The sequence below is a fragment of the Paenibacillus favisporus genome (assembly GCF_040545415.1).
GTDB lineage: Bacteria > Bacillota > Bacilli > Paenibacillales > Paenibacillaceae > Paenibacillus_AQ > Paenibacillus_AQ favisporus.
The window spans coordinates 217,025-230,014 of the sequence record NZ_JBEPLV010000006.1 but is presented as its reverse complement, the minus strand read 5'-3'; the positions used below and the strand labels follow the sequence as shown (position 1 = coordinate 230,014).

Annotated in this window: 8 protein-coding genes; 6 read left to right on the top strand and 2 right to left on the bottom strand. The window is 52.8% G+C overall.

The annotated features are described in order from the left end of the window. Window positions 1–166: 166 nt before the first annotated feature. From ABID47_RS25020 to ABID47_RS25005, 4 genes are all read left to right on the top strand, one after another. Entirely contained in the window at window positions 167–988 is an 822-nt protein-coding gene (locus ABID47_RS25020; RefSeq protein ID WP_354500799.1) for a helix-turn-helix transcriptional regulator, read from the top strand. 107 nt (window positions 989–1,095) lie between these two features. Next, window positions 1,096–2,046: an aldo/keto reductase gene (locus ABID47_RS25015; RefSeq protein WP_354500797.1), complete on the top strand. Its 951-nt coding sequence runs from the start codon at window positions 1,096–1,098 to the stop codon at window positions 2,044–2,046. 107 nt (window positions 2,047–2,153) lie between these two features. Beyond that, complete coding sequence (locus tag ABID47_RS25010) at window positions 2,154–3,575, top strand: peptidase M56 (RefSeq protein ID WP_354500796.1); 1,422 nt, start codon at window positions 2,154–2,156, stop codon at window positions 3,573–3,575. Window positions 3,576–3,839: 264 nt separating this feature from the next. After that, window positions 3,840–8,321, top strand: a complete 4,482-nt coding sequence (locus tag ABID47_RS25005) for a glycosyl hydrolase (protein ID WP_354500794.1) — start codon at window positions 3,840–3,842, stop codon at window positions 8,319–8,321. A gap of 123 nt (window positions 8,322–8,444) precedes the next feature. Here the strand turns inward: ABID47_RS25005 and ABID47_RS25000 are convergent, their stop codons facing one another. Further along, entirely contained in the window at window positions 8,445–9,572 is a 1,128-nt protein-coding gene (locus ABID47_RS25000; RefSeq protein ID WP_354500792.1) for a beta-ketoacyl-ACP synthase III, read from the bottom strand. Between the two features lie 452 nt (window positions 9,573–10,024). Between ABID47_RS25000 and ABID47_RS24995 the strand changes: the two genes are divergently transcribed. Further along, window positions 10,025–10,519 carry a DUF1036 domain-containing protein gene (locus tag ABID47_RS24995; RefSeq protein WP_354500790.1) on the top strand — a complete coding sequence of 165 codons (495 nt, stop codon included), beginning with the start codon at window positions 10,025–10,027 and terminating at the stop codon, window positions 10,517–10,519. Window positions 10,520–10,699: 180 nt separating this feature from the next. Next, window positions 10,700–11,233 (top strand): GNAT family N-acetyltransferase, encoded by a 534-nt coding sequence (locus ABID47_RS24990; protein WP_354500788.1) that lies wholly within the window; start codon window positions 10,700–10,702, stop codon window positions 11,231–11,233. Between the two features lie 320 nt (window positions 11,234–11,553). Here ABID47_RS24990 and ABID47_RS24985 read toward each other — a convergent pair whose 3' ends face one another. Next, window positions 11,554–12,972: an N-acetylmuramoyl-L-alanine amidase family protein gene (locus ABID47_RS24985; protein ID WP_354500786.1), complete on the bottom strand. Its 1,419-nt coding sequence runs from the start codon at window positions 12,970–12,972 to the stop codon at window positions 11,554–11,556. Window positions 12,973–12,990 lie beyond the last annotated feature (18 nt).

The following is a 12,990-nucleotide window of genomic DNA, read 5'->3' as shown; positions in this document are numbered from 1 at the left end:
GGCTCCTTTCAAAACGAAACTTACACCTGAGTGACGACCACTTGAATCAGTCCATTCCCTTCCTATCGCCACAGGCCCTTATGGTATACTTGTATCGTAAATCAGCCTCAATGATCATGCTGATACCTTGAACGAAACCCAAACCAACAGGTGGTGATCGACATTAATGACGGTACTTAACAGCAGGGCCAAAACGATGGGAGCGTTCCTCAAATCGCGCAGGGAACGTCTCTCGCCAGAGGATGCGGGATTAAACTTCTCCAGCGGTCAGCGGAAAACGCCCGGCCTTCGACGGGAGGAGGTAGCCATCCTGGCAGGCGTAAGCGCCACTTATTATACGTGGCTGGAGCAAGGAAGAGAGCTATCCGCCTCCAGGGAAGTCATCGAGAGCATTGCCAATGCTCTTCAACTGTCTCCGGACGAGAGAGGCCATTTGCTTCAGCTGTGGAATCCATATGAGCCCGATCCCAATGCTGCGAGTTCGGCGCCTCCGGCTGCCGTGGATCCACAGCTGCAGAAGATCATCGATCAAGTAGCCTACCCCTCATATATCACCAATAAGAGAACTGAGGTTCTCGCATGGAACGAAGCGGCCGGTCGGATGTTAACCGATTTTGCTTCCATTCCAGCCGAAGAGCGTTCTTTAATTCGGTTGGCATTTGAAAATGATGAATTGCGCCGACGGATCGTGAATATCGATGAATTCGCGAGTTATGGGGTTGCGGTATTCAGAGCCCATTACGATAAGCATCGGGACGATCCCTGGTTTGAGGCGACGGTGCAGCATCTGATCCAAAGCAGCGAGGAATTTAACCGCTTGTGGAAGCCCTACGAAATTCGGCTCAAGAAATTAGAGCGGGTCATCTTGCAGCCCTCTGCCTCTGATGATCCTGTTGCTTATGACATCCGGCCGCTCGCGAATCTCTCAGACAACCCGGATCTTCATATTTGCGTCTATATGCCGGCAGTAGAGGACAAGGAAAACTGACAGGTAATATTTTTACTAGTAAAAACGCTGTGTGGTTGCCTCAAGTTGGATCGCTTAAAATGGGTTCATGTTCGAGCGATACTAACGAAGGAAACGAGGGAATCTCTATGGTACAGACAAGAAAACTAGGTAAAGAACTTGAAGTGTCGGCCATCAGTCTTGGCACGATGACGATGCCGAATAACGAGGAATCCGTTCGCACGATCCAGGGAGCGTTGGATTTGGGCGTGACGATGTTCGATACAGCCGATTTTTACGGCGACCCGGAATTCCGCCGGTTCGGTGAAAACGAGAAGCTTGTCGGACGCGCCCTGAAAAGCCGACGCGGCGAGGCGATCATCGCTACCAAATTCGGGATCACACACGGCCAAGGCCCGAAAGGCGACCCCGCCTATATTAAAAAATCCGTCGATGCCAGCCTCTACAGCCTGGGCCTTGATTACATCGACCTCTACTACCAACACCGGCCCGACCCCAACACCCCCATCGAGGAAACGGTCGGAACGCTGGCCGATCTCGTTCAGCAAGGAAAAATCCGTTACATCGGGTTATCGGAGGCACCCGCGGACATCATCCGGCGAGCCCATGCCGTCCACCCTATCACCGCAGTTGAAACCGAATATTCACTATGGAGCCGAGAAGTGGAGGATGAAGTTCTCCCTGTTCTTAAGGAGCTGGGTATCGGCCTTGTCCCTTACAGCCCGCTTGGCCGCGGCTTTCTAACTGGTCAGATCAAGAAGCCTGAGGACTTGCCGGCGGACGATTACCGGCACCGTTTCCCAAGGTTTCAAGGCGAGAATTTCGTCAAGAACGTCGAGGTTGCTTCCTTGGTCGAGAAGCTAGCTGCGCAAAAAGGCTGCACCCCCGCCCAACTAAGCCTGGCATGGCTCCTGGCGCAGGGTGAGCAGATCGTTCCGATTCCGGGAACAAAGCGGCTCGACCGTGTGCAGGAAAACCTTGGCGCGCTGAATGTAAAGCTAACGGCCGACGATTTGGCTGAGATCGAGCGAATCTCTCCGAAAGGCGTTGCCTCCGGCAGCCGTTTTCGTCAAGCCTGACTCATATAAAAACCGGTGAGAATATGACTCTTAAACAGATGAAGGGCGCCCAATTGGGTTGCCCTTACTTTATTTCTGCTGGCAAGCACTAGGAGCCCTTGAGCGTCTTGAATCCTAACCCCTTTCCCTTGCATCAAAAAGAAATTCGTAACATCCATGCATCCGATTACGTTATACCAATGTGGAATGCCCAAGCTGTAGGTTATCTGCACTTTTTGGTGTTAACAACAAGGAAAGGAAGATATTGCATGATCCCCAAATACAATAAGGGCCGCTACACGGTCTCCGTTGCGGTGATTGTTGTCCTGATCATAGCCGTAGGCGCCGTATTGCTGACACAAGGTCACAAAACCGGGGAACACAACTCATCGGATCAAAATACTCAGACCGCTCCCCAGGTCCAAAGCGCCTCATTTAAGATCGAAAGACCGATGGACTGGTTCAAATGGTTTCACAGCCTCGACCGGGCAGCCGATTTTTCCAAATTCGAATACAAGGTCCCGGATTACTTGCCCGATGGTTATCAGCTCAGAAATGTAGATCAGAATATGCTCTTCTCCACTCCCGATCGGAGGGATCTCTTAGATGTCGTAATCATCAGCTTTGTATCCCAATTCGGGAACAACAACGAACAAAATATTGAAATAGTGGCCTCCAAGGGGCCAGGTAATATGCTCGAGCAGGGTTTATTGTGGGGCGCTCCCCGTTCATCTTCCTCGGGAACAGCCGATGCTCCGTCTTTCCAGGAAGAACAAGTGACGCTCGGACATGTTACAGGCGTACAGTACACAAAAACTCAGGGCATCGAGCGCAAGCCGAATGGAGCCACAAGCTTTGTCTGGCAGGATGGTGGCGTCTCTTATGCAATCAACTACTATAGCGGGAACGAGACTTCAAAAGAAAAACTTCAGCTGCACCGCGGAACACTCACGCAAGAGGATCTGGCGCAAATCGTCCAATCCTTCGTTCCCCCGCAGCAAGTCCAACACATTCGCTACGACGGGGAGGGGAATTCCTTCCCTCTTTACGATGAAACGGATTTGTCCGAGGCGCAGAAGTTTCTCGGTTTCCAACCGAAATTTCCCATGAATATGCCGGACACTCAGCTTAAACTAATTGACTCGACTTTGCTGCGTCCGAAAGATCAGAACACCGGTTTCGATCTTAGACCCTCTGCAGACACACTGTGGAATATTTATAGCCCACCCTATGATTCAACCATATATAATCTGAACGACCAGCTATGGCTGTATGAGAGTAAAAAATATCTGGTCGATCCGGCGAAGCTGCCATTCCTGCGCAAGCTGGAGATCGATGGCGTGGAAATCATGGCGTATAACGACAACGCCCACGTCTATTTTGGGCCATTTTACGGTGCGGACAAGACAAAAATAAAAACCCAAACCTATTATTTATGGAAGCGGGACGGAATCTGCTATACCGCGGTCTTCGTAGGACTGGACAAATATCAGGAAGAGAACCTTAAAACGCTGATTCTTGCTCCCTCCCCTCCATTGAAAAACACATAATCCCTCGGCCTCCTCATTCTTTTCGAATGCGGGGGCTTTTTCCTTTGAACGATGATCCAGGCAAAAGATAACAATTTAATATTTGTTATCATTTTATTAGTAAATTAATATAACTAAATTATTGCCAGACACACCCCGTTATGATAGTATATTGACTCGAAAAGGAATAAATAAAGCGGTTACATATTTTTTAAATATGATCTCCTGTTAGCACGGAAACCGCTTTGTTAGCCCTTTATCTTCTATCAATCAAGGGGAGTTTTCATGAAAAAGTCATCCAAATGGCTGGGTACTACCCTATCGGCGGTATTGATCGCTTCACTAGTGTCTCCCGCCTACGGATCAGCAGCTGTCCAAGCAGACCGCAGCGGCATGACCGCCAAGGACCTTACGGGGCACTGGGCACAGGCCAGCGTGCAAAAATGGCTGAGCAGCGGGCTGATCCAGGGCTATCCGGATCACACCTTCCGCCCTAATGCAGAAATCACGCGTGCAGAATTTGTCTCGCTCATAAATCATTTGTTCGGCTTTACGGCCCAGTCGAAGGAAGCTTATGCGGATGTCCCCGCCGACTCCTGGTTTGCAAGCGCTTTCTCGATTGCCAGGGAAGCAGGCTACTATACCGGATATCCCGGCAACTCGGCCAAGCCCGGTGAACCGCTAACCCGTCAGGACGCTGCAGTGCTGCTGGCACGGGCGTTTGAATTCAGCGGAAACGGAACAGCCTCTACCCTTAACTATCCGGACCAAGAGCACATCGGGGTTTACGCCCGCGAAGCGGTCCAGGCGCTATCCGGTTACTTCCAAGGCTACCCGAACGGAACCTTCCGTCCTGAGGTACCTATTACCCGCGCGGAAATCGTTACCCTGATCGATAAGCTGGTCAGCGCATACTATCCGGCTGCGGGTACTTATACCGCCGGGAAGATTCAAAGCAGCGCCGTGGTGAACCACGGGGGTGTCATCCTGAAGGACGCCGTCATTCAAGGTAATTTGTATCTGGCGCCAGGGATCGGCGACGGCGAGGTTACCCTCGATCATGTCACGGTTCAGGGCACCACTTTTGTCGAAGGCGGCGGCGCCCACACGGTCATCGTGAAAAACTCCGATCTCGGCAGCGTTCTCGTCAACCGCCGCGACGGCCAGGTGCATGTACAGCTGTCCGGTACGACCCATATCGGGCAGCTGGCGGCAAACAGCCCGTCCAAGCTGGACGCGGGCGACAGCTCGAGCATCGACAGTGCTGAGTTCAACCAGCCGGTGCAGCTGAGCCTCGGCGCCGGTTCCTCCATCGCTTCCTTGACCGTGAACCCATCGGCCGCAGGCACCGCAATCACGGGCACGGGCAGCATCAAGCAGGCGGTGATCCAGGGCAGCGGCGTCACGCTGAACGGCAAGGCGCTTCCGCCTGGAACGACCAGCATCTCAGGTGGAGCAGCCAATGCAAGCCCTGCGCCTTCCGGAAGCACAGGCACCACAGGCGCAGGCGGCAGTCCTTCGGGCAGCACAGGCGGCGGTTCCAGTTCCGGCGGGAACGGAAACGGCAGCGGCGGCGGTCCGGTGGAAAACGTCACGACCGTCAACCTGACGGACGCAGCGGCAACCGACCGCACCAAATCGCTGTTCGTCTATTTGAACCAGCTCCGCGGCAAGAACATCCTGTTCGGCCAGCAGCATGCCACGACCGAAGGAATGTCCATCACAGCTAAGGACGGAACCCAGTCCGACACTTTCAACAGCGTCGGTGCCTATCCGGGGCTGTTCGGCTGGGATACGCTGAGCCTAGAAGGCAAGGAAAAGCCGGGCGTGGCCGGCAATGCCGAGCAGAGCCGCGACAACCTCGTCGCCGTCATGAAGAAAGCCTACGCCGACGGCGGCGTGCTGACGCTCAGCTCGCATATGCCGAACTTCGTCACCGGCGGGGATTTCTACGACACCAAGGGCAACGTCGTGTCCCACATCCTGCCGGGCGGGGACAAGAATGCGGCGTATAACGCTTTTCTCGATCAGATCGCCGACTTCGCCCTGCACCTCAAAACCGATGACGGCAGGCCGATTCCGGTCATCTTCCGGCCGTTCCACGAGCAGAGTGGAAGCTGGTTCTGGTGGGGGGCCGCTTTTACAACGACTGACGAATACAAGGAGATCTACCGTTATACGGTCGAGTATCTCCGCGACAAGAAAGGCGTTCACAACTTCCTGTACGCCTACTCGCCTGGCGGCGGTTTTGGCGACTCTGCGGATACCTACTTAAAAACCTACCCGGGCGAAGACTACGTCGACATCCTCGGGTTCGACAGCTACTACAACGGCGAGGGTGACTCCTGGTTTAATGGCGTCAAGACGGAAGCCAAAACCGTGTCCAACATCGCAGACAGCCGCGGCAAGGTCGCTGCCTTCACCGAATTCGGCTACCAGAAAATGAAGGTCTCTGGCAATACGACGCCCGACTTCTACACGAAGCTGGCGGACACGCTCAAATCCGATCCGGACGCGAAAAAGATGGCGTTCATGCTGACCTGGGCCAACTTTGGGCCGGACTCCATCTACGTCCCTTACCCAACCGGCGACCCAAATCAGGAGCATGAAATGCTGCCGGATTTTAAAAAGTACTACCAGGATGCGTATACGCTGTTCAGCGACGGGGTGATCGGCGCCTATGATAAAAAGGTCAATACCGCCTCCGAGAAGGGCTTCATGCATATCGCCTCTCCGACGGCCCAAAGCACCATCAAAGAGGCTTCAACGACCATTCGCGTCCGCGTCCTGAACGAAACGCCGGATCGCGTCGTCTACAGCGTACAAGGTTCGGATACCGAGTATCCGATGACGCTGAACCCGGACAGCGGCTACTACGAGGTGCAATGGACGCCGGCAGCGGAGCAGAACGGCAAAACCGCGGACATCACCGTTAAAGTGTATGGCAGCAGCGGGGCCGTGCTGCATGAACAGACGAACACGGTGTTCGTGAAAATCGGCGAGGTGCTGGCCGGTGCCTACACTTTCGATACCGCCGCTGACACGGAAGGCATCCAATACAACGGCGAATATACTAGTTCTTCGGAAGGAACGAATGACGGAAGCGCGGCGTACAGCGATTTTAACGGCGGATCCCTGAAGATCAGTGCGCCGCATTTGAACGGAACCGATTCATGGCAGGAGCTGAAGCTGGAGTTAAAGAACGCCAAGGCTAAAGCCGGCGCCAGCTCGCTCGCGGGTATCCAGCGGGTCAAAATGGACGTGTGGGTCCCCGCTGCAGCCGGGGCATCCAGCGAACAGGCCAGCCTGCGCGCGATCGGGCAGCTCCCACCCGACTGGACTAATAAGTACGGCATGGACACGACGTATTCGTCGTTTGTGTCCCTGCCCAAAGAAACGATCGATGGCGTGGAGTACGTTAAATTCAGCCCGACGATCGATTTTACGAACGCGGATGCGCTGGCGGCCGCCGACGACATCGCCTTGTCCATCGTGGGCAGCGCGCTGCAATCGGATGGAGATACGCTCCCGGTTTACGTCGATAACATTAGGCTCTACAGCGCCTATGCCGAATCGTCGGGCGACCCGTCCGTCGTCGACGACTTCGAGAGCTACCTGGGCAGCAGCGACGCCTTAGCCAGCAAGTTCGTGCACGCCGGCGGCGACCCGGCCGGCGCTGCGCTGGACGGCACGCACAAGCACGGCGGCAGCTACGGGCTGAAGTACACGTACACGCTGGCAGGAAGCGGCTACGCCGGCATCACCAAGGCGATGAACGGCGCGGATTGGTCCGGCTACAACGCCCTGCAATTCTGGTACCAGCCGGACGGCCAGGGCCAGAAGCTGGTGATGCAGATCAACGCGGACGGCAAGACGTACGAGTACTACCCGGACACCAAGACGACCGAAGCGGCACTCATCACCGCTCCGTTCAACGAGTTCAAGCCCGCCAACGGGGCGACCGGCACGTTGACGAAGACGAACCTGAAGAACGTCCAGGCGTTCTCCATCTATACGAACGCGGTGCCGGACGGCAACCGGCTGACGTCGTCGATGTATTTTGACGACATCCATGCCCTGCTCGATCCGAACGCTGGCACCGTGCCAAGCGGCAGCGCAGGCGGCGGTACCGCGCCCGGCGTGCTGTTCGACTTCAACAGCTCCATCGCCGGCTGGTCGCTGAACGACGACACGCTCGGAGCCGGCAACCTCGCCAATCCGGAGGATGGCGGCAGCAAGGTGCTCAGCGCGGACTTTCCGTCGGCGGGCGCAGCCGACAAGCACTTTGAGCTCACCTACATGAGCGACCAGGACCTTAGCCAAGGCAGCACGCTGATGGTCCGCGCCCGAGTGGCCGGCGGCACGGCCAAAGCGAAGCTGTTCATCAAAACCGGGTCGAATTGGGCCTGGGCTTCCACTGACGAAGTGGAGCTGACCGGCGAATACCAGTGGATCAAGCTGAACCTGAACGGCAAAGACGCCAACGGCGCCGCCATCGATAAAACGCTGATCAAGGCCATCGGGCTGCAGATCGCTTCACCAAGCGGTGAAGGAACAATGACCGTGTATGTGGATGACGTGACGCTAGATGAGAAGGGGCTGGATTCCATGGTGAATGGCGGCACAGAGGTCAACGAGGATGGTGCTGCTAGTAATACAGGAAGTGACGTCGCAGGTTTCAGCGAAGCCGGTAACGCCACTGATGAAGGTACTAACAGTCAAGGTACTGTGAGTGAAGGTGGCGAGAATGAGGGAACGCATGAATGAAAGCCTGGAACCATCTTCATGACTAAATTCTCCTTAATCAACGAAACAAAAAGGACCCTCCGCTGAGGGTCCTTTTATGCAAGTTATGGAAATCGTATTGGATACATTGTTACAAGGTGGCTATCAGACCCCAACCACGGTCAACAGCATCGTCGAAGCCTGAAAGCGGCCGCTTTCCGGAACGACGCAGACGATTTGCTGCCCCGCGGAGAGGCGTCCGGAATACAGCAGCTCCTCCAGCATGATGTAAATCGAAGCCGCCGCCGTATTTCCTTTGGTGTACAGATTCGTAAACCATTTTTCCTCAGGGATCGTCACGCCGCCCTGCTCCAGCAGCTGGAAGATCTCTTCCCTGAACACATGCGACGAATAATGGACCACCATCCAATCGACCGCGTCCGGGTCAATCCGCCCTTCTTCCACCAGCTCCAAAAAACGCCGCGTCCCGACCTTCGTAATTTCATTCACCAGCCGGACATCCTGCTTCAAATTCAGCGCGCCGTGATCGGCCGCTTCATGAATAGAGGCGTAGTCCAGCCATGAACGGCCGCCATCCTCCTTGCTCATGCCGGAATACATGCAGGTCTCGTACTCATTGGCATACGACTTGTTGTCGATCCACTCGATGCGCAGGGAGAGCCCCTGTGCAGAGGGTTCATTTTGCAATAGGGCTGCCCCCGCTCCGTCCGACAGCATGAACCGCAGAAAATCCGTGTCAAACGGTACCCGGCCGTTGCTGTAAATGCCCTGCGCCTCGAATTTCGTATGTTTGAACTCGCGGCTCAAAAACTCGCTGGAACAAGCGATGGCCGTCCGGTGCTCTCCTGACTTGATATGTAAAAAGGCGTTCTTCAGCGCATGCATCCCGCTCGCGCATAACCCCGAGTGCGAAGAAATCTCCATCACCGGCAGTCCCGTCTCGGCGTGCACCATACTCGCAAAACCCGGCAGCAGCAAATCCGCTCGTGTCGTACCGGTCGCCAAGAATTCGACGTCCTCCGGACGGACACCGGCGCTGCGCTCCAACGTCTCTCGTATGGCCAGGGCCGCCATCTCCGCGTTGGTGTACAAGCTCTTCTGCTCCTTGTCCATCGCGTAGTAGCGCTGCTTGATCTGATTCTTTTCCAAAATGATGCGCTTCGTCTTGGAGGATCTGCCTCCGATTTTGCCAAGATAATCTTCCATTTCCTCATTGCCCACCGGGGCGCCGGGAAGGAACTTCCCCATGCTCGTGATATAAACGGATTTCATATAACACCTCACTAAAGATATGATTACTAATTATGATATTAATCCCACTAATTGTAAAGTAGATGAAAAATTAGTAGATTCAAATACTCTCCAGGTGTGTTTTTAAACAACAAAAAAACCGCTTTATTCAGGCAGCGGCAGCCTCTGCGATCCACTCTTTTACCGTTGCAGTCACGGGATGAAGGAAGCCGGTTCGAATGCAGCGCAGACAATGAAGATAATCCAGAAAGGCTCAATCAAGAATGGCATACCATATCTTATTGGAAAAGCGTTCATGCGTGTTGGGTAAAGGCGGGATTCAGATCAAAATGGTTGTCTGCCTTCACAATCGGTCCCATGCGGCTGTCTTCAATTTGGACTCTTTCATCTTCCATTTGTCTATGACCCTTTCAAAAATCTCACATAGATTAATAGTGCAGTACCGATTCTTTGATCAGGATGGAGTGGATGCTATGAGTTTTTATGTTAGAAACAGTACGCCGAACCCCGTATGGGTCGCGGTGGGGTACTATGATCCGGATTGCAGCCCGATCACTTATTCAAAAGCTGGCTGGTACCGCATTACCCCTGGAAGACGTATGCTCCTCGTAACGGGATCCTCCGTAAATCAAACGTATTATTACTATGCCTATGATCAATTCGGCAATACGTGGAGCGGAGATTTCCCCACCTATGTTCCGAGTACGGCTTTCAATATGTGCTGGATCGAAAGATGCCAAGGTACCGGCTGCAGAGAAGTAGGGTTCGACGAGGTCAATGTCGGCAATTCCCAAAACTATACCATTACCCTGGTAGAAGCCGCAGGCGCAGCGAAATCAAAAAATATGAGAGCACCAAAAAAGAGTACGCGGAAGTTTAAATTAGGCAAGGCCAGCTTGAGAAAAACTCCTGGTAAATTGGGCAAACTGGGCAAAGTTAGAAAGCCGAGATATGGTAAACGGAAATAACGCTTCATTCCAAAGCCGCAAAGATTCTTATCGGGAATCGGCGGCTTTTGCTATTTTTCACACATCATGCTATAGTCATTAGTCTGCTTAGATTCTTTTACATAATTAAGATGACGACGAAGGAATAGGCCACCCGTATTCAGAATGATTAGTATCCATATCAACCGGTAGGAGTGATGAATGATGAATCAACACGAGTTTGATATTGTGGTCAAACCAGCCGAGGATTCTCAATTGGATTTGCTTGAGGAAGTGTTCAGCCCCGGGAATCTGACATATCCCCAGCATCGCCGATTCGAAGTACAGAGGAAAGGTGATGGCGTATTTCTGATCGCATGGCATACAAATCATCCGATTGGACATTTCTTACTGCGATGGAGTGGCCCTGACGATCCTTGTGTAACTCAATATATCGATGTGACTCACAGTGCCTTTCTGGAGGGAGGACTCACGAAAGAGGGCTATCGCAAAAAAGGTGTAGCAACGGCGATCATTCGTGAGGCTGAGAAATTAGCAAGCGAAAGAGGCTGCACCCATATCGGTTTGGAAGTGAGCAGCAAAGACAATCCCGAGGCAAGAAGGCTATATGAACACCTGGGTTATATCGACTGGGGTTACGGTGAATTTCAGATCAGTTGGGAATACCATGATAAGCACGGAACAAGCACCCGCTCTGATATTGTTATTTTTATGCAAAAACCAATAGTCTATTGATCAAGCGAAAGCCCCCCATTCCAGCCAAGGATATGGGGGGCTTTTCTATCGATTGATCTTATAACCTATCAAATTGTGCCTGTTTGTCCAGTCAAATCGATTCGTAAAAGCATAGATTGTTAATATAGGAGGTGATCATTATGTGTTGTAATCGAAAAAAAGTAATCGTCGTCAAGCTGCACCCCGGTCAAAAAGCTGTAGTCATCTGTAAGAAAAAGAAAAAACATCGGCATGATCATTGGAAATTCTATTAATGCTCTCTGAAAGAACGCTCTTCGAGCGTTCTTTTTTTGTTTCTCTTCCTCCCTGCGATGTTCTCCCTATGTAATGCTTAAGTACTCTTTGATGCCATCAACAATCGCTTGAGCTGCCTTATACTGAACGGTGTCCGATAGCATGGCTTGTTCATCCGAGACATTGCTTAGAAATCCGACCTCTAATAGAACCGCAGCCATATGGGTCTCACGAATCACCTGCAGGCTGGTGTTTTTAACGCCGCGGTCTTTCAGCCCCATCGCCTGGACCAAACGCTTGTGAATCGCATCGGCGAGCTGTTTGCTGCTGCTCCGCTGATAATAATGGGTCTCTGTACCGGTTGCTTGCGGCGATTCCAGTACGCTGTTGCCATGGATCGATACAAAAACGTCCGCATTTAATGAATTGGCCAGCTGCACGCGTTCTGTCCGGGTAGGGTACACGTCGCTGTCACGGGTCATGATGACTTCAATTTCCGGTTCCTTAAGAAGAAGTTCCTGCACTTTCAGAGCAAGCGCGAGGTTAAAGTCTTTTTCATGTTTGTTGCTGATGCTCGTGGTTCCCGGATCGCTGCCCCCGTGTCCCGCATCAATGACTACGATTTTTCTTTCATTCTCGTCGCCTGAAGACACTGGAGTCTGGGGATCGCTGCCCGTCTCAGATAGATCTATAATGAGCTGATCGCCGATAAACTCCTGATGATAGGAAGCCGGGTTACCCTGGCTTAACTCCACCACGACCCTGACTTGCTCGGGGTCCCTGCTAAATAGAGAATATCTGACTTCGGATACATCCGGCTGTCCGCTCACGTCCAATTTCCCCATCATGGCAGAATCCAGCGGCTGAGTCAGAGCCCCGAAGGTCGTATTGGGTAAATCAACAACGATTCGGGCGGGGTTGGCTAACGTTGAAATCTTGGGCGTCACTTGGCCATCCATACTAATGACGAGCTGTTGGTTTACATAATTGATCTGACTCACATGCGTCAACGGCTCTGTATTGTCTGCTTCGGACTCGGAGTTCGGATCTTTGCTTTGATCCGGGTTTTGAGGCGGGCTTGTCAGGTATACCGTTTTATTGCGGTTGTCCCAATTGACAGCGAGTCCCATTTGTTCGGTGACGAACCGGATCGGAACGACCACGCTTTGATTCATATTCCGGGGAGCCGTATCCAGCCGTACGAGCTGATCCGCGACCTTCGCCTCTTTTTTGCCGACGGTTAACAACATGGCTTTGGCGTTTTGCTGGATTGTAACGCTGTGGGACCGTTGATCCCAGTTCACCTGAAACTTTAAATTTTCCGCCACCACCCGAAGTGGAATCATCATGGATTGATCAATGATCGAGACCTTCACATCAGCCGGCAGGACCAGTTCCTGGCCGTCTAATACAATCTTGGATGGCTTGGATGCGGCACTGATTGAATTGGGGAGCAGGATCAGCAGGAACAAAGACAGGAACAGCAGAGACAAAAATTTCTTCATTATGCACCTCTGTTATGA